Here is a 24,224-nt window from a genome sequence, read left to right on the forward strand (position 1 = left end):
CTCCCCCACTTTGTGGGGGCGAGGAACCCAGGCTTGCGAAGGCCGCGCCCTTGGCGGTTGGCGTTTCCCCACCCTCGGCGACTTGCGTTTCTTCGCCCCCGCCAAAGGTGGGGGAGAGGTGGCTCGGCGAAGCCGAGACGGAGCGGGGGCAGCGCCGGCATCCGCGATGTTGCACCCCGTTGTGCCAACCGACGAACCTTGACGCTGCAAGCCGCCCCAGTCTGTAATCGCCCCAGGGAGGAACCATGGAAAAGATCATCCTCGATTGCGATCCGGGGCACGACGACGCCATCGCCATCCTGCTTGCGGCCGGCAACCCGAACATCGACCTGCTCGGCATCACCACGGTTTCGGGCAACCACAATGTCGAGAACACCACGCGCAACGCGCTGGCCACATGCACCGCCTACGGCATCAAGGTGCCGGTGGCGAAGGGCTCGCCCGGTCCCTTGGTCAGCGACCAGGTGCTGGCCGTCGAGATCCACGGCGAGACTGGGCTCGACGGCCCCGAGCTGCCGCCGGCCTCCTTCGAGCTCGACAGGCGGCATGCCGTCGACTTCATCATCGACACCGTCATGGCGCACGAGCCGAAGAGCGTCACGCTGGTGCCGGTCGGCCCCTACACCAACATCGCGCTCGCAGCCCGCAAGGACCCGCGCATCATCGGGCGGGTGAAGAAGGTGGTGGCGATGGGCGGCGCCTTCACGCGCGGCAACATCACGCCCGCGGCCGAGTTCAACGTCTACGCCGATGCGGAGGCCGCCGACGTGGTGTTCCGCGCCGATTGGGACGTCACCATGGTCGGGCTCGACCTCACGCACCAGGCCCTGGCCACGCCTGAGCTGCAGGACAGGGTGCGCGTCGTCGGCGGTTCGATCGCCAAGTTCATCCTCGACATCTGGGAATTCATCGCGACCACGCATGGCGGCCTCCTGCAGATCGCGTACCCCGCCGTGCATGACGCCTGCTGCGTGGCGGCCATGATCGACCCGACCGTCTTCACCACCGAGAAGGCCGACATCCGCGTCGAGACCGCCGGACGCTGGACCAAGGGCATGACGGTCTGCAATTTCGAGAAGATGGGCGGCATGCGCCATTTCGGCGGCACGGCGAGCGAGCAGGTGAACTTCCGCCACACCGTGGCGATGCAGCTCGACCATAAGAAGTTCTGCGACCTGATCGTCGACGCGGTCGAGCGGCTGAGCCGGCAAAAGGCGTGAGCCGGCCTCGCAATTTCAGGATGGCAAGCGGCCCGGCGGCACCTGGAGCAATTCCAGGAAAAGTGTGAGCGGTTGGGCTCGGCGACTTCGCCGTGGCCTTCCGTCCAAAACTGCGTAAAAGAAACATCTGGAGTCGGTCGGCGTTTCGATGAAACGCTGGACCGTTCGGAACGGCTGCCGGGAGCGGCAGTCGCGAAAGAGCGGCATCGAGGCGGACATAGGCCGGGAGTGGCCCGTCCGCCCGGGCAAGACTGAAGCGATGGCGGGAATGAAGCTCTGAGCCCGCGCGTTCCTATGGCTTTACCGGCAGCGGGCTAAAAGGGAGGATATGATAGATTGAAGGGGGTTGCAGTTTTAACCGAGGGAAGAAGCGGTTCGAACTGGCTTGGAAGTCTCACCAATGCCACAGGCATCATGGGCCGTTCGCAGGAATGGCTGAAGCAGCTCCATCTCGGTCCGGAGCCGCGCAGATACGATGTGCTCGAGGAGACGGTGATCCGCGAAGCCTCGACCGCGAACGGCCGCTTCGCCATCAAGGTGTTTCCGCGCCATCTGAGCTGGTCGAAGGGCAAGTGCGGCAAGGACTTCCTGCTGGAAGTCCGAAAGAACAACGATCTGGGCTTCATCCTGCTCGAACGCCGCGATCGGCTGAGGCAAGCCATTTCCTTCTACCGCGCCAGCGTTTCGCTCTTGTGGACAAGCCGCGCCAAGGGCGCTCGATCTCCTGTTCCCTACAGCTTCGCCGGCATCAGCCAGGCGTTCTTCCAGATCGAGCAGAGCTACGCGTTCTGGCGGGCCTATGTGGACCTTTCGCAATTGCCCCACCGGCATTTCTTCTACGAGGACCTCCTGCCGGACCCGAGGCCCTATCTCGAAGCCGTCGCCGAATTGCTCGATGTTCCGGCGCCGGCGGCCGTGCCGGTCTCTCAACTCAGGATCCAGCGCGATGACCTCACCGAGGATTGGGTGGAGCGCTTTCGGCAAGAGGCAGCGAAGAAGGGGGCCATCGAGGCGATCGAGGAAGTACCGGTGCCGCGCACGCTGGACAATTTCGCCCGCATCGCCCTGAAGCGGCCTTTGAACAGAAGGCGGTTCTGACCAAGCGCCGCTCCGGCGATCCGCCGGAGCGCGTTTGACGCGTCGCGCGCCTCACAGCAGGAACGTCTGCCGGTCGCGCAGCGTCGTCGCGATGGCGCCGATGCCGGTCTCGATCTCGCTTTTGTTGGTCAGGATCGCGTCGGCCGCGGCACCCTCGACCAGCGAGCGCAAGAGCTCCGCCTGGCCGACCAGCACCGCGTCCTTTTCGGCGAGCGTAGCAAGCGTCGCGGCCTCCAGCCGGTAGCGCTGCGCCATGCGGTCGTTCTCCGGCACCGGCTGGTGGCGGATAAGCCCTTCCAGCCCGCCCACCTCGCGCCCCAGCCGCTCCAGCGCCTGCGCGTTGGCGACGACGGCCGGGTCGGGGAAGGGATTGGCGCGGGTAGGGGGCGCGATGTTCTCGCGCCGGTAGCGGCTCTCGGCCTCGTCGAGCCCCGCGCGCGCCCGGCCAAGCAGCGAGCACGCCATCTGGCGCACCCGCTGGTCGTCGGCGCGGAGCTGGTTTTCCTGCCGGTAGAAATTGTAGCCATAGCCGTAGAACAGGTTGATCCCGACCTGTGCGAGCGGCCCGGCCTCGTAGAAGCGGCTCATCTTGTGGCGCCCACTTCGTCGCCCAGCGGATAGAAGCCGGTCGGCTGGCCGCCGATCTGGAAGGGCACGCCGGCCGCGGCATTGGGCGCCGAGACCAGGCCCTTGTCGGCCATGCGCAGCGCCAGGTAATAGCGCACCGCCTCGATGGGGGTGAGCCCGATCGCCTGCAGCGAGATCAATTCGCGCATGCGCTCGTCGCGCGGCATGATCAACACCTTGAGGTCGTTGAGCATGATGCCGTAGACCTTGAGGAAATCGGTGAGATGCGCCTTCACCGCCTCGCGCACGTCGCTGATGCGCTCGTTGACGTTCTCCATCTTGGTGACCTGGATGATCTGGTTGATCGCCTGCTCGATGGCCGGCCCGGCATAGTCGGCGATTTCCTTGGTGTCGATCACCGCGCCCGCGAAGGGCATGTGGGTGATGAGGTCGAGCGCCTCTTCCTTGCTATCGATGTGGATGTAGTAGTCCACCACATAGGACATCTCCGCCATCTCGGCGCTGGTCGCCACGCCCTCGTTGCGCACCAAAAGCTTCGAGCGGTTGATGTAGATGACCTCGTAGACCCAGGGCGACGAGCCGCCGAAGAAGCCTTGCACCACGGAGCCGACCAGCGGCTTGTCCGGCGTCTGCAGCGCATATTGCCCGGTCTCGTAGACGTTGAGCACCGCGCCGCGCGACTTCAGGATGCAGAAATGGTTGCTCTCGACGGTGAGCAGCGAGCCCGAGACGATGCTCTCGTCGACGATCTTCATCGCCACGGTCCGGGTGCCCAGCGCATCCGTGCCGTCGCGCTGCAGAGACGTGATGACCTGCCTGGTGATTGCCATTGTACTTCCCTCGCTTGGTTGGAGGCGCGTGCGCCTCATGGATTTACGATGTGAAAACAGAGAGTTGGAGCGGATAGGCGATTCAAGCTGAGAGCCGCGCTAACGCGGCGAGCAGAGGCCCTTGCCCCTGAAGGATTGTTCCAGCCGCGCGGTGCGGTCGCTGCGCTGCCGGTAGCCGCCATCGCCGTCGAGCAGATACTTCGTCCGCTGCTTGCCCTGCGCCTGCGCTGCCGCCTTCTTCGAGGCTTTGGCTGACGCCTGCCTGAGCGGCTTCAGCGCCTCGGTCGCCCGGCGCTCGATCTCGCCGGCGACTCCGGACTCCTGCAAGGCGCGGCTGACGGCTTGCCCGAGCAGTTCCCGCCCTGTCTCGCCGAGCAGGGCTTCGCCGAGCAGGCCTTTTTCGCCCAGAAAAGCCTTCTCGCCGAGGAAGCTCGAAACCGCCTTGGCGACGTCGGCGATCTCGCCGCCTTCTGTCTCGTCGTCACCGTTGTCGGAAGACGCCATTCGCGGCGCGGCGCGCCGGCCGCCTTCCGGCCGCACGCCTTCCCGCCGAGCGCCTTTCGCCCCGCCTCGCGCCTTGGCGAACCACTGCCAGGCGATGAAGCCGAGCGCGAGCACAAACAAAAGATGCGACATGCCGAACTCCCGCTGGAAATCGTCAACGCACTCAAAATCGCCAAGGCACTGAAATGGAAGGAGAGGGCAAAACAGGCCCGTCACGCCACCTCGGGACGGCGCCCGGGGTTTGCGTGTCGGTGTTGAGCGTGCCGCTTCGACCGGCCCGCTCAGTGGTCCGCCTTGATTGCCCGCTTCGAAGATGCCGGAACGTGCCCGCCTCAGCGCGCCCTGCCGCCCGCTTCCGGGCGCCAACGGCCACGCCCGAGGCGTATCAAAGGCCGTTCCGTCGCCGCTCCCCCTCCATCCCTTGCCTCATTCACAAAGACGTCTTCTTCGCCGGACGGGGCTGTCCGGGAACCATGGATGGCATGCTGCATCGTTGATAAGCGAAGTCTGAAATGGCGGCCATACACATTGTCGCGAGCGGCGGGCGACGACGGCGTCTGCGGTTGCCCTGACGTTTGGGGCTAGGCCGGGCAACGTCGTCAGGTATACGCTGCGGTCGGCCGTGAAGGGGGGGCGCGATGCGGATTTTCTTGATCGTCGCACTGCTGCTAGCATCGCAACTCGCCGAGGCAGGGCAGGAGCCGCCCTTTCCACAATTGGACACACAAGGCTATTGCACCGCGCTCGTTTCGAAAATGCTCGTCAAGGCCGAGCAACAGGCCGAGAAGGATAAGTGCCTTACCGACGAGACGGCGCTGAAGGCCAAACTGGAACCCTTCTGGTATCTCGTCACACCGGAGGAAAACCAAAGGCTCATGCGCGATTATATGAAGGAGGTCAGGTTCCACACCTATCTCACCGTCGGGGACCTGGTTGACTCGGCGTTGGGGCGGGCCTGCCTCGATGGCCGCGTCTTCTGCAGCATCGGCGAACCGACGGCGGACACCCTGTTTTCCGCCTTGAAAAGCGACCCTTATTGCAATGCGAAATTCCCGGACGAGAAGGCGAATGAGCGACGCGATTGCCTGGAAGGGGAAGAGAAGCGCAAGGCCATTCTGGCTGGATACTGGGCCGCGCTGCGACCGGATTGGAGAAGCTACTGCCTTCAGTTTTTTTCCCAATCTGGAAAATTCACGCCGTTCCAGGTGCTGTCCGGTTGCGTTGCCCGCGACATCGGCGACCAATGCCTGAAGCAGAAGCGCCAGTGCCGGCCGGGCTAGCTTGCTGGACGCGACAATGAGGAATCATCGAAGGGAGCATCGCGATGACCAACGCCACGCCACTTGATCCGAGACCGCTTGCGGAGATCGCCAGCTATCACGCCCACATCTATTACGGCGATGCGGCCCAGCGCCGGCAGGCCGAATGGCTGCGCCAGCGCATCGCAGAGCGTTTTCGCGTGCGCCTCGGCAACTGGCGCGACGAGCCGGTCGGCCCGCATGAGCAGGCGATGTACCAGGTCTCCTTCGCCACCGAAATCTTCGCCACGCTGGTCCCCTGGCTGATGCTGAACCATGGGGGCCTGAGCATCCTCATCCACCCCAACACCACCAACCCCAAGCGCGACCACCTGATCGACCCGATCTGGATCGGCCGGGCGCTCGGTGTGCATGGCGACGTGCTCGGCGAAGAGGATGAGGCGGAGGAGGCGCTGGCGGTGAATACGGAGCCGACGCTGGGGGCGTAGGGGCGGAAGTAGGGTTGGCGCTGCTAACAGCGCACCAGAAACGGGGGGAAATCAGATGCTCACCGACGCGTTGCTCGAGGAGTTGCGTTGCAAAGGCGAGGGTTCCGACTTGGACTACAAGGGCGAGCGCTATCCTTTTGCCAAGGCCAGCGACGAAGAGAAGTCGGAAATTCTGAAAGACATCTTGGCTCTAGCAAACGCGCATAGGGAAAGTGCCGGTTACATACTGATTGGGTTCAAGGAGAACCCGCCCCATCCTGCAGAAGTGGTTGGATTGTCGTCAGAAGGCGCCATTGATGATTCGCGTCTTCAAGAATTCGTTAATGGGAAGTTGGAGAGCAAGCTCGACTTCCGTTACGAGGAAGGATTGTTCGAAGGCCAGCAGATCGCGGTGATCTCCATACCGAAACAGCAGCGGCCCTTCTACCTCAAGAGAGACTACGGGAAGCTCACCAAGGACGTAGTTTACATCCGCCGGGGGAGTTCCACTGGGATCGCTTCACCTCGAGAAGTCGCGTTGATGGGAGCAGCCAACATGGCGCGGGGCGAGGCCCGGGTTTTGCTGTCGTTCCAAGCTCCAGATAATCAGCCTCTGCCGCACAGATTCGATAGAGAATTCTTGGTTTTTCCAAAAAAATTGCCCGATTTCGCCGAAAATCGAAACGAGATGTTCAATTTCCCAAGGCCTCTTTCGAATAAAAACTATTGGAGAGACGGAGCTTACTATTACTCAAGCTGGCGGCGGGCGATACAGGTTAGATTAATATTGACTAACAATTCTGAATTCTCCATTGGAGATGCCCATCTCGAAGTGATTTGCCGTTGCCCAGAAGGAGAGTCTGTGTCGCTGCTTCGCGTCGACTGCATGCCCGAAGTGCCAGACACCTCCTACTTAGCCCACGTCAGGCTAGAGCGTGCCAACCAGTTGATGGTTGTCGATGATCGGGGCTCCGAGCCAGTCGCTCATATAACCTTAGGAACGATACGACCAGGCCAAACGGTTCGCGCTGAAGAGGATCTAGCAATCTTGCCCTCGGCCCCGGGGCGCTACCTTCTTCAAACTCGCATCCTGGCCAACGAAATCCCGAACCCGCTACTGATAGAACATGAGTTTGAGGTGGTCGGTTCGGTGACGAAGGTTGGTGCGTCGGACTTCTTTGCATTGATGGACGCGCTCTCAGATGAGGGTGAGGACTAGTAGCGATCTCATTGTGTTTCTAAAGTTCAGGCCTCTGGCAGGCTCCAATTGCTCGATGCAGATTGCGCCCCGTATGCAACCTCCGGCTTGCGGACGCGCTGGCAGGGCGTCCGCAAGGTCAGGGCGGTACGGGCGACTTTGAGCTTTATGGCTTCCTCACAACCAAGTCCAAGGCTTTGATAGCACCGATCCACGAGAAGGCGATGCCGGTGCTCCTCACCGCCCGGGAGGAGGTGGAAACCTGGCTCCCAGTTCCATGGTCGGAGGCGTAGCACACGCAACGGACAGCCCCGTACGAAGCCTTGGTGATTCTCGAGAAGTTGGCCACGCAAATTAGGTTTCCGAAAGGCCCAAATAAGGGGCAGCCATCACTGCTGTGACGTGGCAATTCTAGTCTGGGCTGCGCCAAAGGACTCAATAACCGGAGCGAGTTCTTCAATCCTAAAGGCCTTGGCGCAATAGCCGAGATTGATCATCAAGTTCGTCCGGGCAACTTGGTAGCTGGTCGGCACCGGGGCTGGAACTATGAGTCCTTCGGCCGTCATCATCGGACCCGAATGCAATATCCCTATTAGGTAGATAAGCGGTCGTGTCATGAAGTTGATATTGCCGGCATCGTCAGGGAAAATGTGCTCAAAGAAGGCAAAGATCGGGGAGCCGGAGGATCCTCCAAATGCAGCAATATCGATCACAATATCGGCGCTTCCTCGATAGTTCGCGGCATAGGGCATTGCCAGTGTCCCGCGTCTGATTATAGGCAGGTTGTTCACGTCGTCCATTATCCCGTTCGGAAAGCCCACCATCAGAACGCTCGTTGCCACATTGAGGGCGCTTTGTATGTTGGCGGGTGGCAAGTTTTCTTTTGTTAATAGGAGCGCGAAAGGCTTCTTGCCGACCGCTTCGAGGCTGTCAGTGATCGGATTCAATGGGACCGCAGCTAAGTCGACGCTCGGGTCTGGATGTTCAAAGATGGGCAATTCGCCAGCTTCGGCACGAACTGCGGTAGCAGGACCAAGGATGCGGTTCCTATCACCGTCCATGGCGCCTACATCGAATTCAATCCATGTCTTCCGTGTCAGGACGTGCTTGTTAGATACGATGAGCGCAACTTGATGGGGACCTACATCGAGCCTGTAGAAGAAGCCCGTTCCAGTGTGCACCATGTTAGGATGTATTGGATCGCCGGCCCGAATTCGGATCACGGTGAAGGGCAGTCCTTTAAGGCCAGTTCGCTGGCTATCGTCGGCCATCGCCATTTCTCAAACCCATCGCGTCGAAAGTTTTGATAACACACAGAAGTTTCGCCCGCGATATTGCCAATCCATTGGGTGGACGGGACAACTCCGCGCTTGGATGAGCTGCACGGAGCTTCGGGGATAAGCCCCAGAGTCCAGAAGCCAAACTCCAAGCGTCCAAAATATACAAATGATTAAAGTGGACAACCAAGCTGTTTGCTAATAGCCCGAAATCAATTGCTGCCGGCCTCGTTCCCGGTTATCGAAAAGATGGAGGCGACATTAAATGGCTAAAGAAGAGACTGGCACTGTGGGCACGGCGACAGACGGCGAGTTGGATACAGCAGTAAGCGTCGCGGGAGCAATCCAAGCTGTAGTGGAGGAGTTTGACGTTCAGCCGGTCCTATTCATCGGCGCAGGCCTAGCTCGGAGATACATGCAAGCTCCGGATTGGGAGGGTGCGCTCAGGTACGCCCTCGAAATTCTTGGTGAGAGTGCGCCATCGTATTCTTACTTCGCCCAGAAGTTCGGGGACGACAAAGTCAAGATCGGTACCGCCATAGCCGACTTGATCTTCGAATGGGCATGGAGCGACGGTAGAGATCATTTCGACGCCGCGCTTTTCGAGGGAGCCGACAGACATGTGTTCATAAAATCGATAATCGCCGAGCATCTGAAGAAGATCACACCGGCCGATCGCGACGGTCTTGCGGCGAAATATAATGAAGAGATATCCGCGTTGAGGGACATACGCCCTCATGCGATCATAACTACAAATTATGATTCCATGATCGAGCTGATTTTTGAGGGCTACGAACCTATAGTTGGCCGTGGCGTACTGAGGTACGACCTCAATTCCTTCGGCGAAATCTTTCATATTCACGGCATGCTTGGAGAGCCACAAAGCCTCGTTCTCACTAGCGGTGACTATGAGAACTGGCACAAGCAGAGCCGATACTTCGCGGCAAAGCTCCTCACCTATTTTGTCGAACACCCAGTCTTTATTTTTGGCTATGGCTTGGGTGACCCGAATGTCCGGACACTCCTCCAGGATATAGGGCGGATTGTTGCCGACGAGACCGGTTTGGTTAGCAACGTTGCCCAGGTGGTATGGCATGCCGAACTTAAATCAGGTCCATCGCAGTCCGAAGTGGTAATCGACGACGATGAAGAAAGCGGTCGACAATACAGGTTACGCGTCTTCAACGTGTCATCTCTAAGGGAGGTCTTCGAGTTGCTGTCCGCAAGGCACGAGTTGAAGCAGGTAAATCCTGCCTTGCTTCGAGCTTTGGCTGCGAGATTGATGAAGCTCACGCGCAAGGATATTCCTCGCGGAACTGTGGAGGTGGACTATGCTACTCTAGAAAAGGTTGCCCAAGACGATGAGCAACTCCCCCGTATGCTCGGTCTAACCTTTGCTGACACCGACAACAAGACACATCCCTTTACGCTATCGCAAGTTGCGGACGAGTTAAAGCTGAAGGGGTGGAATGATCTAAATCCAGTTATCCGAAAAATTAAGGATGAGAAAAGGGTTGATTTGCGAGCGTCTGATAATTGTTATCACGAGCGGATTAAGACAGGAAAGAGATCAGCCACGAGGAAGTGGTCGCATGAAGCTGTCGATCTATTCCGCAATGTGATGGCAGGAAAGGAATATAAACTAAGAGATTGACTCGATCGAATGACAATCAAGTTTTTACAAATCAGCGTCTCAAACTAACTAGTTAACGACGGCAGCCTCACCCCCCCGCCAGCCTCGGCAGCAGAAATATCTCCGCGTCCTCCGGCAGTTCCTTACTCCACGTATCGCGATAAATCGTGCCATCAATCGCGACCGCGATCCCGCGATCGATCCACGGCTCAATTCCGGGATACTGTTCCGCCAGTTTGCGGAACAGTTCCCTTATGTCCTTGGCCTCGATGTCGTGCTTGGCTTTGCCTCCGGCGACGGTGCTGAGCGAGCCCCAGAGGGTGACTTCGACCATCGCCGCTAGCCTCGGTTCAGCCTTCCCGCTCCGCGTCGAGCGCCGCGAGAATGCGCGGCGGCGACATCGGGATGTGGGTCATGCGCACGCCGACCGCGTTCGACACCGCGTTGGCGATTGCCGCCAGCGGCGGCACGATCGAGGTTTCGCCCACGCCGCGCACGCCATAGGGGTGGTTGGGGTTGGGGATTTCCAGGATTTGCGTGTCGATCATCGGCAGGTCGGAGCACACCGGGATGCGGTAGTCGAGGAAGCCCGCATTCTGCAGCCGTCCGTCCTTGCCGTAGATATACTCCTCGTTGAGCGCCCAGCCGATGCCTTGCGCCGCACCGCCCTGGTACTGGCCCTCGACATAGGTCGGGTGCACCGCCTTGCCGGCATCCTGCACCACCGTGTAGCGGATAACCCGGGTCGCGCCGGTTTCGGGGTCGACCTCGATGTCGCAGATATGGGTGGCGAAGGAGACGCCCGCGCCGTCGGCCACGAGCTCGCTATGGCCGGCAATCGGTCCGCCGGTGGTGCCCGACTTGGCCGCGATGTCCTTCAGCGACAGCGGCGACAGATTGCCGTATTTCTCGCCCTTGGCGATGGCGTGGCCCTTTTCCCAGACCACGTCTTCCACCGGGATGTCCCACATCTGCGCCGCGCGGTCGCGCAGGATCAGAATAGCGTTGCGGGCGGCCGAGATCGTCGCCATCGAGGACGAGAAGGTGCCGCGGCTGCCGTCGGTCATGTCGTTGTAGCCCAGCGAGGACGTGTCGGCGACGATCGCCTTGAGCTGCGAATAGTCGATGCCGAGCTCCTCCGCCGCAACCAGCGACAGCGAGGCGCGGGAGCCGCCGACGTCGACGGTGCCCACGGCCAGCGACACCGAGCCGTCCATGCCAATATTCAAATCCACGCAGGTCTGGCCGCCGAAATTGAACCAGAAGCCGCAGGCCATGCCGCGCCCCTGGTTGGCTTTCAGCGGCGCCTTCATGTGCGGATGCTTCTTCACCGCCTCCAGCGTCGGACCGATGCCGATCGGCCCGTAGACCGGGCCGTAGGAGGCGCGGGTGCCTTCCTGCGCGGCGTTCTTGATGCGGAAATCCACCGCGTCCATGCCGATCTCGCGGGCGAGCTCGTCGATCGAGCTTTCCACCGCGAAGGCCGCCATCGGCGCCGACGGCGCGCGATAGGCCGCGGTCTTCGGCCGGTTGACCAGCACCTCGAAGCCGACGGTCTTGACGTTTTCGAGCTTGTAGCAGGCGAACGCCGTCATGGCGCCGATCTCGGCCCAGGAGCCGGCATAGGGGCCGCAGCTATAGCGCAGCGTCGCTTCCGCGGCGGTGATGGTGCCGTCCTTTTTCGCGCCGATCCTGACGTCGATCGAGGTGGCGCTGGTTGGCCCTGAGGCGCGGAACACCTCGTCGCGGGTCATGACGAGCTTCACCGGGCGGCCGGCCTTGCGCGACAGCGCCAGCGCCACCGGCTCGGCCCAGACATGGGTCTTGCCGCCGAAACCGCCGCCGATCTCCGACGAGGTGACGCGCAGCTTCGAGGCTTCGAGCCCAAGCAGTTGGGCGCAATGCTGGCGGTAGACGAAATGGCCTTGCGTGCAGACCCACAGATCCGCCGTGCCGTCCGGGTTGACGCTCGCCACGCAGGCATGCGGCTCGATATAGCCCTGATGCGTCTGCTCGGTCTTGAACGAGCGTTCGATCACGAAATCGGCCTCGGCGAAACCCTTGTGGACATCGCCATGGCCGAACTGCGTGCGCTTGGTGATGTTGGAGGGCTTTGCCGGCTTTTCCTCGAGACCCTCGGTGAAGACCTGGTCGTTGATCAGCGGCGCGTGGTGATGCGCGGCCTCGTCGACATCGGTGACATGCGGCAGCACCTCATAGTCGACCTCGATCAGCTTCAGCGCCTGGCGGGCGATGCGGGCGTCGATCGCCGCCACCGCGGCCACCGCATGGCCGTCATAGAGCGCCTTCTTGCGCGCCATCGAGTTGTCGAGAATGTCGTACATGGCGGCGTCGCCATCGGTGAGGTCCGGCAGGTCCTTCGCCGTGATCACCGCCTTCACGCCGGCGAGCTTTTCCGCCTTCGAGGTGTCGATGCTCTTGATCACCGCATGGGCGTGCGGGCTGCGTAAGATCCGGCCCACCAACTGTCCAGCCATGTTGAAGTCGGCGCCGTAGCGGGCGCGTCCGGTCACCTTGTCGATGCCGTCGGGGCGGAGCGGGCGCGTGCCAACCGAGGAGAATTTGCGTCCGGTAAAGCGCGGATCGAAATTCATGATCAGGCTCCCTTCATCACGTTGGCCGCGTCCTGGACGGCGCGCACGATCTTGTCATAGCCGGTGCAGCGGCAGAGGTTGCCGGCCAGCCCGAAGCGGATTTCCTCCTCGGTGGGCGAGGGGTTCTTGGCCAAGAGGTCCTTCGCCGCGATCAGGAAGCCCGGCGTGCAGATGCCGCATTGCAGCGCCGCATGCTCGATGAACTTCTGCTGCAGCGGGTGCAACTGGTCGCCATGCGCCATACCTTCGATGGTCTCGACCTTGCGGCCTTCGGCTTCCGCGCCCAGCACCAGGCAGGAGCAGACCAGCCTGCCGTCGACGATGACGCTGCAGGCGCCGCAGTCGCCGGTGCCGCAGCCTTCCTTGGCGCCGGTCAGGCCGAGGCGATCGCGCAGCACTTCAAGCAGCGTCTCGTCGGGCTGGCACAGATATTCGACGGCGTCGCCGTTGATGGTGGTTGATACAGCTACACCGGCCATTATTTGCCTCCCGCACGCTTGTAGGCGATAGCGGCGGCCCTTTGCGCCAGCACGCCCGCGACTTTCCGCCTGAATTCGATGGTGCCGCGCTTGTCGTCGATCGGACGGCAGGCGCCTGAGCAGATCTTGGCCAGCCGCTCCAGCGTGGCTTCGTCGAGCTTCGAGCCGACCAGCACCTGGCCCGCTTCCTCGACCAGCAGCACGGTCGGTGCGGCGGCGCCCAGCGCAACGCGCGCGGTCTTGATCGCGCCCTTGTCGTCCAGCGTCAGGTTGACGCCGGCGCTCACCACCGCGATGTCCATCTCGGTGCGCGGAATGAAGCGCAGATAGGCGTCGCCTGCATGCACGGGGCGCTTGTCGAGCAGGATCGCCTCGATGATCTCGCCCTTGGCAAGCGATGTGCGGCCGGGTCCGGTCGGCACGCTTTCCACGGCAATGGTGCGCTTGCCCGAAGGCCCGGCGACCACCGCCTTGGCGCCGGCCGCCACCAGCGCCGGCACGCTGTCGGCGGCGGGCGAGGCGTTGCAGAGATTGCCGGTGATGGTGCAGCGGCCCTGCACCTGCTTGGAGCCGATCAGATTGGCCGCCTCGACGACGCCCGGCCACGCCTTGCGCACGGCCTTGTTCTCGCCCAGCACCGCGCAGGGCACCGCGGCGCCGATCCGGAAGCCGTCAGCCGTTTCGGTGATGTCGGCCAGGCCGCCTATCGCCTTGATGTCGACGATCAGCTCGGGCTCGATGAAGCCGCCCTTCATCCTCACCAAAAGGTCACTGCCCCCGGCAAGGATCGCGGCCGGGCCTACCGCCTTGGCGAGCTCGCCAACGGCATCTTCGATTGAAAGCGGACGTATGTAACGCATCGTCTCCCCTTGGTCGTCGCTATGTCAGCGACCGTTATAAAGAGTCTGGTTATAATGGCCATCCCGTTCATGCATGTCCGGGTTGGGCCAGAGCGATGCTCCAGATGCGCCCAGCGGGCAGGCCAGGGCAGGGCGGCCACTTCCTTCTCCTCGTCATTATACGGGGAGAAGGTCCCGGCAGGCGGATGAGGGGCGGCGCCGGCGTCGGTGATTGCCCGTCTCCGCCACAAACCGCAAAACTGTTATTCGCCTCAGGCGATTGCCGTTCCCGAGGCCCATACCGGCTCGAATGAGACGTTGCGCAACCCGGCGTTGCGCACCCGCTCCACGAACACCTCGTTGACGAAGACAGGGGAACCCCGCATCGGCAGCTTGAACACTTCCGCCGTGCCGATCTTGGCGGCGTCGAAAGCATATCGCTCGATCGCCAAGATATCGCCGTCGTCGAAGCGCACGATCCGCGAATTCGCCTCGTCCAGCGCATCGATCACCTTGGTGACGTTGAGCAGCCAGACCTTCTCGCCGCGCAGCGCGACGAGCTCGCCATAGGGGGCGAGCGTCGCCGCCAGCGCATCGACGGCCGCCTGGCGCAAAAGCGGGGCGTGCTCGCCGAGCCAGGGGAAATCGGAATAGAGCCGCTCGCCTTCCTCGACGCGCCGCATCACCGGCGGCTGCCAGCCGTCCAGCGAGCGCCCATCGAGGCCGAAGAACACCTCGTAAGTCTCGTCATCGACCGGCAGCACCCATTCCTGCCCCTCCGACACGGCGAATTGATGGATGGTCGTCATTGCAAGATGTCCCGCTGGTTCGACTGAGGCATGGGATGACGGCTCGTGCCCGATGCCCTGCGGCCCTCGACAGCGCGCGAAACCATGCACCGGCCGGAAGCGGTATTCAAGCAAGGCCAGCCTGGCCGCGTCGCACGCCAGGCCGACACCTGCGAGGCAACCGAGCGTCCGGCGGGACAATGATGGTCGGCGGCGGATGCTGGCGCCTGCGCTTGCAGGGTGCGCGGGACCAATCCCCGACCGGACACCGGTCGATATTGTTATGCCGGCTTGCCGCCTGTATGAGCGGGCATGACCTCGCTCTCCCGTCTCGCCGCGCTCGTCCTGCTGGCCATCATCACCTTTGCAACGCTGTCGCCCATCCAGTTCCGGCCGCATCTTGGCGACGCCAACGTGGAGCGCGCTTTGGCCTACATCCTGTTCGGGCTGGCCCTGGCGCTCGGGTTTCCGTCCCGGGTCGCGCAGACCGTGCTGTTCGTTTGCGTGGTGGCCGGTGTGCTGGAGTTCCTGCAGCTATTCGATCCCGGCCGGCATGCGCGCGCCCTCGACGCCCTTGTCAAGGCGGCGGCGGGCGTCGCCGGGATCGTGCTGGGGCGCATCATCATCGCGCTCGCCAGCCGGGCCGCTGCGCGCCGCTAGCCCCACGACGTCGCGGCCCCGGTGGTGTTTCGACCGCATGCAGGTCGGAATCAGAAGGCCCGGCCCTGGGATTTCGCATAATGTCCGGTTGAGCGAGGATGGTCCCGGAGGCAAATGGCCAAGAAGTTCGCATTTCTCCTGGTGCGCGATTTCACCCTGTCGCCGCTATCACTGTTCATCGACACGCTCAGGTTGGCCGGCGACGAGGGCGACCGCAGCCGCAGGATCGAGTTCGACTGGGAGATCGTCGGCGAGCGCGGCCTGCCGATCCGCGCCAGCTGCGGCGTCGAATTGCTGCCGACCAAGGCGATGGGCAATCCCGAGGACTTCGACAATGTCGTGGTGGTCGGCGGCCTGCTCGACACCAACCGCAAGCTGAGCTCGGAAAAGGAGGCGTTCCTGCTGCGCGCCGCCGCGAAAGGCGTGCCCCTTACCGCGCTCTGCACCGGCAGCTTCGTGCTGGCGCGCTATGGCCTGCTCGACGGCTACAGCGCCGCCGTCAGCTGGTTCCACATCAAGGATTTCCGCGCCGAGTTTCCAGATGTCAACGCCCATGCCGACAGCCTCTATTCCGTCGACCGCGGCCGCGCCACCTGCGCCGGCGGCACGGGAGCGGCCGACCTCGCCGGCTATTTCGTCTCGCAATTCATCGGCCAGAAAGCGGCGGAGAAGGCGGCCAAGATCCTGGTGCTCGACCGCATCCGTTCCAGCCGCGACGTGCAGCCGGTCGGCGACCTTTTTCCCGCGGCCATGAGCCGCGCGGTGAAGCGGGCGCTGCTTCTGATGGAAAGCAATCTCCAGGAGACGCTCTCCGTCGCCGAGATCGCGGCCAGGCAGAACTGCTCGCGCCGCCAGCTCGAGCGCCTGTTTGGCGCCGAGCTCGGCATCGGCCCGATGGCCGCCTATCTGGCGCTGCGGGTGCATTACGCCAAGTCGCTGCTCGAGGGCAGCGATCTCGCGATCGGCGAGATCGCCTACCGCTGCGGCTTCCCCAATGCCGGCCATTTCAGCCGCGTCTTCCGCCAGCAGACCGGCATCACGCCGACCAATCTGAGGCACCCGAACCGCACGGTTGCCGCTGCCGCGAAATGATGAAGGTCCGCGATGACCGTGGTCGGGTCGCATGACCGGGCCTGGCCGATTGCGCCGGCGCACAAACGAGCCGTAGCTTCGTGACGAGCGGCGGTTGCGCCGCTGTTTCAACAAGTCGAATTCGCCTTCGGAGAGCCATGCCGCATTATCCCGACGCCATGCCCGGATCGAAAACCCTGTTCGAGCGCGCCAGGAAGGTGATGCCGGGCGGCAACACGCGCACCACGGTGTTCGTCGATCCGTTCCCGATCTATGCCGCGCGGGGCGAGGGCTGCAGGGTCTGGGATGTCGACGGCAATTCCTACTACGACTGCATCAACAACTTCACGTCGATGATCCATGGCTACGCGCAACCCGATGTCACCGCGGCCGTGACCGAGCAACTGGCGTTCGGCACCGCTTTCGGCACCCCGACGCTGAGCGAGATCGAACTCGCCGAGCTTCTGGTCGAGCGGCTGCCCTCGGTCGACCAGATCCGCTTCACCAACTCCGGCACCGAGGGCGTGATGATGGCGATCAAGGCCGCGCGCGCCTTCACCGCGCGGCCGAAGATCGTCAAGATCGAGGGCGCCTATCACGGCTCCTACGATTTCGCCGAAGTGAGCCTGGATTCCTCGCCCGCCAACTGGGGCGATCTGCCGAGGTCGACGGCCTATGCCAAGGGCACGCCGCGCGGCGTGCTGGACGACGTGATCGCCGTGCCCTTCAACGACACCGAGGCGCTGCGCGCCGTCTTCGCCGCGGAAGGCGAGACCATCGCGGCCGTGCTTGTCGACCCGATGCCCAACCGCGCCGGGCTGATTCCGGCGCGCCGGGATTACCTCCGCGCGATGGTCGAGATCGCCCATGCCGCGGGCGCGCTGGTCATCTTCGACGAAGTCATCTCGTTTCGCCTCGGATGGTCGGGCGCGCAAGGCCTGTGGGGCATCGAGCCCGACCTCACGGCGCTCGGAAAAATCATCGGCGGCGGTTTTCCGGTCGGCGCCGTGGGCGGGCGGGCCGATGTCATGGCGGTGTTCGATCCGACCGCTGGCAAGCCAGCGCTTCCGCACGGCGGCACCTTCACCGCCAATCCGGTCACCATGCGCGCCGGCCTTGCCTCGATGCGGGCGCTGACGAAAGAGAGCTTTGCCCATCTCGATCGTCTCGGCGCATCCTTGCGCGAAGGGGTCGTCGCCTCATTCGGAAAGCATCGGCTTGCCGGCCAATGCGTCGGCGTCGGCTCGCTGTTCAAGGTTCATTTCACGTCGCATCCCGTCACGGACTACCGCTCCATCTATCCAGGTCCGGCCGAGCACAGGAAGTTCGACGCCTTCCACAAGGGTTTGCTTGGCCGCGGCGTGCTCTCCGCCAGCTACGGCCTGTTCGCGCTGTCGACGCCGATGACCGAGGAAGACGCCGGCGCCATCCTTCAAGCGATCGACGCGACCCTGGGCGACGTCGCCGCGCAGTCCTGATTGAGGCAGAACCACGGATGACAGCTTCTCCTCATGTCGTTGTGATCGGCGCGGGCACGCTGGGCATGTGCACGGCGCTCAACCTCGTCGAGCAGGGCGCGCGCATCACGGTGCTCGAAGCCCAGTCGATTGCTTCGGGGTCGAGCGGCCGGTCGGTCGGCGTCGTCGGATCGCAATTGACCGACCCGTTCGAGATCATGCTGCGCGTTCATGCGCTGCGCCGGTTCCGCCACTGGGAGGGCGAGGGGCTTCGCTTCAATCATATCGGCTATCTGCGGCTGGCCCGCACGCCGGCGCAGATGACGCTGTTCGCGAGATCGGTCGAGATCCAGGCCGAGGCGGGGCTGAGGTCGCGCCTGATCCGCGCCAACGAACTCAGGGACCTCGTTCCGCACATCAATCCTGACGGGCTCGAAGGCGGATTGTTCGGGCCAGACAACGGCTTCATCGACCCGCACGAGATGTGCAATTTGCTGGCGGGCATCGTGCGTGAGAAGGGCGGCGAGATCCGCCAGTACCGCAAGCTGCTCGGCGTGCAACGGCGCCCGGGCGGCTATAGGCTGGAGACCAGCGGCGACGCCACCGATGGCAAGCCCCGGCTGATCGATTGCGATGTCGTGGTCAATGCGGGCGGCGCCTGGGCGCCGCAGGTCGCCGCGCTTTTCGGCCAGCGGCTGCACATCTGGCCCGAGCGCCACGAAGCCGTCGTCATCCATCTGGACGAGCCGCTCGACTACACCATGCCGATGGTGATGGACCTCGTGAACAGCGAAGGCAGCGGCCTCAACTTCCGCCATGAAAAGCCGGGCGAGCTGATCGCCGAGATCCACAAGGTGAACTCGATCGCGCCGGAAGACCCCGACAATTACAACGACCAGTGCGAGGAGCAGTCGAAGGTCGATCTGGCCGAGCTGCTTTTGGAACGCGTGCCCGATCTGCCTGGAGCGCGGCTCGGCCGTGGCTGGGCGGGCCTTTATCCGGTCACCGCCGACCATCGCCCCTTCGTCGGGCCGCTCGATGCCTCGGAACCGTCACTGATCACGGCCGCCGGCGCCGGCGGCTACGGCATCCAGCTCGCCCCGGTCATCGGCCAGATCGCGGCCGACTGGGTGCTTCGCGGCGCGCCGGTTTCGGTGCCCGGTTCGCAGAGCCTGGCGCCGTCGGCCGAGCGTAACGTCCTCGGTCACTGACCGGCGCGCCAAGCCGGCCCGGATGCCTAAGATGCGAGCTTTGCCGTTAACCATCGATTAACTATCCGGTCGCCTTTAATAGTGTTCTGGAGGATACTGATTTTGGCCGCGAGCAATCACCTTGCGACTGCCGAAATGAGAAAAGAAGCGACGGATACCGTCGCCGTCTGCCGGGGAGGCGCCCAGCATCTTTTGATGAGGAGTGCCGGCATGAATATCGAGGAAGCAGTCACTGCGGCGACGGCAGGGTCGGGCACGCTCCTGTCCTGTCTTGGCCACCCGGTCGTCGCCTATCACGTCACGGCCATCATGCGCGAATCCGACAAAATCCACGCGCGGCAGATGCAGCTTGCCTTGCTGCGGCGAAGCATCGAGGCTCTTGTCGACGACGGCTTCGAAGACCTCGAGGCCGAAATTTTTGCTTCGCAGTTCGACGGTCGCGTCGACTCGGCCTGGGACCTTCTGCATATGGCCGGCGGCACGCCGCATTGATCCCTGCGGCATGGCTTGGTCGGCCAACTATGTAACACCCCCGATATGAGATAGACTGCCGCTCACGTCTGGGCTGGCGTTCATGGAACGGGGGGCATGCGATGCAGGCGATACCGATAGCGCATCCGGCAGAGCAACCTGCCGCGATCTCGATACCTTCCCTGGGTGGCTATCCCACCGCCGTCTTCTGCTGGCTGCTCTCGGCCGGCGTCTATATCGCCGCCAAATGGGTAGCGCCGGAAATGCCACCCTGGGGGCTGTGCTTCTGGCGGCTCCTGCTGGCCTGCGCCATCCTGCTGCCGATCGTGCATCGCCATCACGGCGCGATGATTGCGCTGCTCAAAGCCCGGCCGCTGGAGATCGTCGCCGTCGGCGCCATCGGGCTGACGCTCTGCCAGGGCATGATCTATCATGGCCTGAACGACACCGACGCGACGACGGCCGGCATCATCATGGCGATGTCGCCGATAATGACCATGGTGCTGGCGCGCTTGGTGCTTGGTGAGCCGCTCGGCCTCTGGAAATCGCTCGGCGCGGTTGCGGCACTTGCCGGCATGCTGGTCATCGTCGCGCATGGCAAGCTGGACGCACTGGTGCAACTGCGCTTCAACATCGGCGAATTGTGGATCGTCGGCAGCGCCTTCTGCTGGGCGCTCTACACGGTGCTGCTGCGCCGCTCCAAATTCGGCCTCGAGCTCCTGCCGCTGGTCGTGCTCCTGCTCGGCGCCGGCGCGCTGGTGGCGCTGCCGTTCCACCTCTGGGAAATCGTCAACGACGAACGCTCCGCCCTGAACGGCAATGGCTTGCTCGCGCTCGCCTATCTGGCCGGCCCTGGAGGCGCGCTGATGTATTATCTCTACAACAAAAGCGTCGAGGCGCTGGGCGCCAGCCGGGCAAGCATGCTGCTCTATCTGCAGACACTGTTCGTCGCCATTCTCGCCTATCTGCTGCTCGGCGAGAGCCTGCATGACTACGATCTGCTCGGCGCGGCCTTCATCGTGGCCGGGGTCCTGCTGGCGACAGTGATCAAGCCGAGGGTGGTTCCGGCAAAGGCTTGAAGCCGGGCCGTCACGGGCGTGCCTCGTGCTCTCCAGTCTGAAACTGTTGCTGCCGTGAGGCTCCAAGCTTTCCTAAATTAGCCGATTTTGCTATTGGCTGCCCTTCGCAGCGCCGGCCAAGGCCGAAGGGGGATCATGGCGATCGACAAGCGCGTGAACGCATGAACGGCGCTCAGCATATGCTGGAGTTGCGCGTGCTTGGCGATTTTCAGGTGATGCGCGACGGCCAGCCGCTCGACCTGCCGCCGTCGCGCAAGACGCGGGCGCTGCTTGCCTACCTCGCCGTCACCGGCAGGCGGCACCAGCGCGAGCGGCTGTGCGAAATATTCTGGGACATTCCCGACGATCCGCGCGGCGCCTTGCGCTGGAGCCTGTCCAAAATCCGCCAGGTGCTAGGCGACGACGAATCCGCCCTTGCCACGGATCGCAACGCCGTCGCGCTCAACCTCGAGACGGACCATGCGCGGCTGGCGCCGCTGGTGAAGGCCGATCTTTCGTCCCGCTCGACGGAGGAGCTCGAAGCCGCCCTGGCCTCGATCCGCGGCTGCTTTCTTGCCGATCTCTCGCTCGAACGCTGCTTCGACTATGAAGCCTGGCGGCAGGCCATCGCCAGCGAGGTGGAGATCGTCGAGCTCGGCATCCTGCGCGAGCTGGTCGAGCGCCTGGCGGACCAGCCGCGGCGGGCGCTGCCCTTCGCCCAGCGCCTGCGCAGCCTCGTGCCCGACGATGCGAGGCTCGCCGCCGAGACCGAGGCGCTGGAGGACAAGGTCCGCTCGGCCGCCGCGCAAGCCACGGGCCGCGCGCCGCAGCCTACTTCTCCCACGCCGCCGAGACCCGTCACGTCATCGCAGGATCCTCGCCGCGCCGTGCAATTCTGCCGGGCTCTCGACGGCACCAGGCTCGCCCACGCCAGCACCGGCAACGGCCCCGCGATCCTGCGCGCCGCGCACTGGATGTCGCATCTCACCTTCGACTGGGACAGCCCGATCTGGCGGCACTGGATGCGGGAATTGTCGCGCCAGAACCGGCTGGTGCGCTATGACGAGCGCTGCAATGGGCTTTCGCAGCGGCACGTCGTCGACATCTCGTTCGAGACCATGCTGTCGGACCTCGAATGCGTGGTCGAGGCGACGGGGCTCGAACGCTTCACCTTGCTCGGCCTGTCGCAGAGCTGCGCGGTATCGATCGCCTACGCCATCCGCCATCCCGAGAAAGTGTCGGGCATGATCCTTTACGGCGGCTACGTCAAAGGCTGGCGGGCGCGCGGCGACGCGGGCGAGATCGCCACACGCGAGGCCGCGGCGACGCTGATGCGCGAGAGTTGGGGCAAGCCGAACCCGATGTTCCGGCAGGCCTTCTGCTCCATGTTCATCCCCGGCGCCACGCATGAGCATTTCGCCTGGATGGACGATCTGATGCTGCGTACCGTCTCGCCCGACGATGCCTGGCGCCTTCAGAGTTCCTTTTCGGTGATAGACGTCGGCGACTTGCTTGAGAAGGTGAGCGTGCCGACGCTGGTGCTGCATGCGCGGGACGACAACGTGGCGCCGGTGGAGTCGGGCCGCACCATGGCCGCGGGCATTCCCGGCGCGCGCTTCATCGAGCTCGACAGCCAGAACCACATCCTGCTCGAAGGCGAGCCCGCCTTCGAGGAGTTCATAGACCACGTTCGCGCCTTCATCGCCGAGACGGCGGGCCGGTAACCGGCCGCTCGAAAAGTTCTCAACCCCTGGCCACGGGCACGGTGAACACCGTCGCTGTGCCGGTGAGACAAAGCTCGCCGGCTTCGTTGCGCACCGATGTCTCCAACTTCGTGATCGGCTTGTCGGCGCGCACCTCCTTGACCTCGACGCGGCCGGTGATCAGTTCGCCGACGCCGACCGCCTTGACGAATTTCCACGAGACTTCGAGAAACACCGAACCTGGGCCGGGGAGGTCTTCCGCCACCACCGCATTCAGGATGCCTGAGGTGACGCCGCCCTGCACGATGAGCTTGCCGAACACCGAAGCCTCGGCCAGCGCCTTGTCGTAATGCAGCGGATTGCGGTCGCCGGTCATCTCGGCGAAGGCGTCGATATCCTGGGGCTGCGTGCGCCGCGAGCGCTCGGCGAAGGCGCCCACCTTTGGCCGACCGTTGATGACGCCGACCCAGCCGTCCTTCATCAGATGCACAGTCATGGTCTTGCTCCGGTTCGGTTGCGATTGAGGTTCGAGCCGGTCGAGGCCGGCGGCTCGTCCTGGTTGGCCGGCGCCCGGTGGGCCGTCGGCCGCGATGCCGGGGAAGGGGCACGGCGGACCGGTATGGGCTGCCCGGCCAGCGCCTGCACCTCGGCCTTCAGCACGGCGCTGAAGCGGCGATGCCGCTCGCCGAGATCGTCGAGCGTCCAGTCGAAGCCGGCGATCGCGTCGGTGGTATCCAGGATCTGGTTGGCGATCATGTCGCGCTGCTGCTGCCAGATCGCGAATGCGGCTTCGGACCCGTCGAGGATCGCCCGCGCGAGGCTTTCGGCGTCGCGCAGCGCATCCGAAATGCCGTGCGAGGTGATGGGGTCGCGGAAGAAGCCGGCGTCGCCGACCAGCGCCCAGCCGGGGCCGTGTGGCTGGCGGATATAGCCCGGCACGCCTCGGAAGGCTTGCAGGCGGGCATCCTTCGGCGCTCGGGCCGCTTGTGCGGCCAGCGCCGGCGAAAGCGCTTCCAGCACATCCATGCGGGCACGCGCGTGGCCGAGACGGAAGCGCTGGTCGAACAGACCAGTCGGCACCGAGGCGACGATGCAAGCGAGGCCGTCATTGGTCGGGATGAACGAGCCGGCGATGCCATCGCGGAAATACCAATGGTAGCCGGCGCCGGCCTCGACCGGGGCGTAGCCATAGACATGGGCGGCCGACACCGCGCCGCGCCGTAAGGGCTGGGCGTCGACGCATTTCGCCACCAGCGAGCCGACGCCGTCGGCGCCGACCACGATATCGGCGCTGACCCGGAGCGATGCGCGGCCGGCGGCGCGGATCTCGATGCCGCGAACGCGCCCGCGCGTGTCGGCGAAGAGGTCGCCGACCGCCACTTCGTGCAGGATCTCCGCGCCGGCCTTGCGCGCCGCATCGACCAGGATGCGGTCGAGCACGGTACGCCGCGGCGCGATCAGGCCGGGAAGGTCGGAACCGGCGGCGAGCGGGATGGTGATCTCCTCGTCGCCATAGTGGAAGGTCGTCGTCTCGATCAGCGGCGTGCCGGCCTCGATCAGCGGCTTGAGCAGTCCCCAGCGCCACAATTGCAGCACGGCAGGCCGCATCAGCGCATGCGTCGACAGCGTGTCGGAGCCATAGGGCTTGCGATCGATCGCCAGCACCTTGAGGCCGGCGCGGGCGAGCAGCATCGCGGTCGCCGCACCCGCGCAGCGCGCGCCGACGACGATGGCGTCGTAATGGCCGCGCCTGGGGGCAGCCATAAGGGAGATGGGGGTGGTTGCCATGGTTGTGGTC

Annotated in this window: 24 protein-coding genes; 13 read left to right on the forward strand and 11 right to left on the reverse strand. The window is 63.7% G+C overall.

Features of this window, described 5'->3' with window-relative positions; all coding sequences use genetic code 11:
- The first annotated feature begins 245 nt into the window (after nucleotides 1-245).
- Nucleotides 246-1,220 (forward strand): nucleoside hydrolase, encoded by a 975-nt coding sequence (locus FJ471_RS16805; RefSeq protein ID WP_140804915.1) that lies wholly within the window; start codon nucleotides 246-248, stop codon nucleotides 1,218-1,220.
- Nucleotides 1,221-1,556: 336 nt separating this feature from the next.
- A complete protein-coding gene (locus tag FJ471_RS16810; protein WP_140804917.1) occupies nucleotides 1,557-2,318 on the forward strand; it encodes a Stf0 family sulfotransferase in 762 nt (253 codons plus the stop codon).
- Between the two features lie 51 nt (nucleotides 2,319-2,369).
- Here the strand turns inward: FJ471_RS16810 and FJ471_RS16815 are convergent, their stop codons facing one another.
- The 3 genes from FJ471_RS16815 to FJ471_RS16825 form a co-directional block, all read right to left on the reverse strand.
- The gene (locus FJ471_RS16815) at nucleotides 2,370-2,906 is read right to left on the reverse strand and encodes a hypothetical protein (RefSeq protein ID WP_140804919.1); all 537 of its coding nucleotides are present in this window, start codon (nucleotides 2,904-2,906) and stop codon (nucleotides 2,370-2,372) included.
- Nucleotides 2,903-3,736 carry an SPFH domain-containing protein gene (locus FJ471_RS16820; RefSeq protein ID WP_140804921.1) on the reverse strand — a complete coding sequence of 278 codons (834 nt, stop codon included), beginning with the start codon at nucleotides 3,734-3,736 and terminating at the stop codon, nucleotides 2,903-2,905. Before FJ471_RS16820 ends, FJ471_RS16815 begins: the two co-directional genes overlap by 4 nt.
- Nucleotides 3,737-3,835: 99 nt before the next feature.
- The gene (locus FJ471_RS16825) at nucleotides 3,836-4,372 is read right to left on the reverse strand and encodes a hypothetical protein (RefSeq protein ID WP_140804923.1); all 537 of its coding nucleotides are present in this window, start codon (nucleotides 4,370-4,372) and stop codon (nucleotides 3,836-3,838) included.
- A 506-nt stretch (nucleotides 4,373-4,878) separates the two neighbouring features.
- Between FJ471_RS16825 and FJ471_RS16830 the strand changes: the two genes are divergently transcribed.
- The 3 genes from FJ471_RS16830 to FJ471_RS16840 are packed head-to-tail and all read left to right on the forward strand — an operon-like array spanning nucleotide 4,879 to nucleotide 7,185.
- Entirely contained in the window at nucleotides 4,879-5,520 is a 642-nt protein-coding gene (locus FJ471_RS16830; RefSeq protein ID WP_140804925.1) for a hypothetical protein, read from the forward strand.
- Between the two features lie 44 nt (nucleotides 5,521-5,564).
- On the forward strand, nucleotides 5,565-5,987 hold the full coding sequence (locus FJ471_RS16835; RefSeq protein ID WP_140804927.1) for a DOPA 4,5-dioxygenase family protein: 423 nt from the start codon (nucleotides 5,565-5,567) through the stop codon (nucleotides 5,985-5,987).
- Nucleotides 5,988-6,042: 55 nt separating this feature from the next.
- Nucleotides 6,043-7,185 (forward strand): ATP-binding protein, encoded by a 1,143-nt coding sequence (locus FJ471_RS16840; RefSeq protein WP_140804929.1) that lies wholly within the window; start codon nucleotides 6,043-6,045, stop codon nucleotides 7,183-7,185.
- Between the two features lie 368 nt (nucleotides 7,186-7,553).
- Here the strand turns inward: FJ471_RS16840 and FJ471_RS16850 are convergent, their stop codons facing one another.
- Entirely contained in the window at nucleotides 7,554-8,435 is an 882-nt protein-coding gene (locus tag FJ471_RS16850) for a serine protease (RefSeq protein WP_181179477.1), read from the reverse strand.
- Nucleotides 8,436-8,706: 271 nt separating this feature from the next.
- Between FJ471_RS16850 and FJ471_RS16855 the strand changes: the two genes are divergently transcribed.
- Nucleotides 8,707-10,095 (forward strand): SIR2 family protein, encoded by a 1,389-nt coding sequence (locus tag FJ471_RS16855; protein ID WP_140804933.1) that lies wholly within the window; start codon nucleotides 8,707-8,709, stop codon nucleotides 10,093-10,095.
- A 67-nt stretch (nucleotides 10,096-10,162) separates the two neighbouring features.
- On the opposite strand, the gene FJ471_RS16860 is transcribed toward FJ471_RS16855, so the two are convergent.
- From FJ471_RS16860 to FJ471_RS16885, 5 genes are all read right to left on the reverse strand, one after another.
- Nucleotides 10,163-10,408: a MoaD/ThiS family protein gene (locus FJ471_RS16860; protein ID WP_140804934.1), complete on the reverse strand. Its 246-nt coding sequence runs from the start codon at nucleotides 10,406-10,408 to the stop codon at nucleotides 10,163-10,165.
- A gap of 16 nt (nucleotides 10,409-10,424) precedes the next feature.
- Nucleotides 10,425-12,689, reverse strand: coding sequence for a xanthine dehydrogenase family protein molybdopterin-binding subunit (locus tag FJ471_RS16865; RefSeq protein ID WP_140804936.1), 2,265 nt, complete (start codon nucleotides 12,687-12,689; stop codon nucleotides 10,425-10,427).
- Nucleotides 12,690-12,691: 2 nt separating this feature from the next.
- Nucleotides 12,692-13,168 (reverse strand): (2Fe-2S)-binding protein, encoded by a 477-nt coding sequence (locus FJ471_RS16870; RefSeq protein ID WP_140804938.1) that lies wholly within the window; start codon nucleotides 13,166-13,168, stop codon nucleotides 12,692-12,694.
- A complete protein-coding gene (locus FJ471_RS16875; RefSeq protein WP_140804940.1) occupies nucleotides 13,168-14,028 on the reverse strand; it encodes a xanthine dehydrogenase family protein subunit M in 861 nt (286 codons plus the stop codon). Before FJ471_RS16875 ends, FJ471_RS16870 begins: the two co-directional genes overlap by 1 nt.
- 251 nt (nucleotides 14,029-14,279) lie before the next feature.
- Nucleotides 14,280-14,816, reverse strand: coding sequence for a DUF1629 domain-containing protein (locus FJ471_RS16885; protein ID WP_140804944.1), 537 nt, complete (start codon nucleotides 14,814-14,816; stop codon nucleotides 14,280-14,282).
- A 291-nt stretch (nucleotides 14,817-15,107) separates the two neighbouring features.
- On the opposite strand from FJ471_RS16885, the gene FJ471_RS16890 reads away from it, so the two are divergent.
- The 7 genes from FJ471_RS16890 (at nucleotide 15,108) to FJ471_RS35330 (ending at nucleotide 22,447) form a co-directional block, all read left to right on the forward strand.
- Nucleotides 15,108-15,455, forward strand: coding sequence for a VanZ family protein (locus tag FJ471_RS16890; RefSeq protein WP_140804946.1), 348 nt, complete (start codon nucleotides 15,108-15,110; stop codon nucleotides 15,453-15,455).
- Between the two features lie 114 nt (nucleotides 15,456-15,569).
- Nucleotides 15,570-16,547, forward strand: coding sequence for a GlxA family transcriptional regulator (locus FJ471_RS16895; RefSeq protein ID WP_140804948.1), 978 nt, complete (start codon nucleotides 15,570-15,572; stop codon nucleotides 16,545-16,547).
- Between the two features lie 137 nt (nucleotides 16,548-16,684).
- Complete coding sequence (locus tag FJ471_RS16900; protein ID WP_140804950.1) at nucleotides 16,685-18,004, forward strand: aspartate aminotransferase family protein; 1,320 nt, start codon at nucleotides 16,685-16,687, stop codon at nucleotides 18,002-18,004.
- A 17-nt stretch (nucleotides 18,005-18,021) separates the two neighbouring features.
- Complete coding sequence (locus tag FJ471_RS16905) at nucleotides 18,022-19,194, forward strand: FAD-dependent oxidoreductase (protein ID WP_140804952.1); 1,173 nt, start codon at nucleotides 18,022-18,024, stop codon at nucleotides 19,192-19,194.
- A 210-nt stretch (nucleotides 19,195-19,404) separates the two neighbouring features.
- A complete protein-coding gene (locus tag FJ471_RS16910; RefSeq protein WP_246684747.1) occupies nucleotides 19,405-19,686 on the forward strand; it encodes a hypothetical protein in 282 nt (93 codons plus the stop codon).
- Between the two features lie 101 nt (nucleotides 19,687-19,787).
- The gene (locus FJ471_RS16915) at nucleotides 19,788-20,744 is read left to right on the forward strand and encodes an EamA family transporter (protein WP_140804954.1); all 957 of its coding nucleotides are present in this window, start codon (nucleotides 19,788-19,790) and stop codon (nucleotides 20,742-20,744) included.
- Nucleotides 20,745-20,905: 161 nt separating this feature from the next.
- On the forward strand, nucleotides 20,906-22,447 hold the full coding sequence (locus FJ471_RS35330) for an alpha/beta hydrolase (protein WP_246684748.1): 1,542 nt from the start codon (nucleotides 20,906-20,908) through the stop codon (nucleotides 22,445-22,447).
- Nucleotides 22,448-22,466: 19 nt separating this feature from the next.
- Here FJ471_RS35330 and FJ471_RS16925 read toward each other — a convergent pair whose 3' ends face one another.
- Together FJ471_RS16925 and FJ471_RS16930 are read right to left on the reverse strand one after the other, a co-directional pair.
- Nucleotides 22,467-22,922 carry a MaoC family dehydratase gene (locus tag FJ471_RS16925; protein WP_140804956.1) on the reverse strand — a complete coding sequence of 152 codons (456 nt, stop codon included), beginning with the start codon at nucleotides 22,920-22,922 and terminating at the stop codon, nucleotides 22,467-22,469.
- Nucleotides 22,919-24,214, reverse strand: coding sequence for an NAD(P)/FAD-dependent oxidoreductase (locus FJ471_RS16930; RefSeq protein WP_140804958.1), 1,296 nt, complete (start codon nucleotides 24,212-24,214; stop codon nucleotides 22,919-22,921). The genes FJ471_RS16925 and FJ471_RS16930 overlap by 4 nt, the downstream gene beginning before the upstream one ends.
- Between the last annotated feature and the right edge of the window lie 10 nt (nucleotides 24,215-24,224).

It is taken from the genome of Mesorhizobium sp. B2-7-1 (assembly GCF_006440735.1).
Lineage (GTDB): Bacteria > Pseudomonadota > Alphaproteobacteria > Rhizobiales > Rhizobiaceae > Mesorhizobium.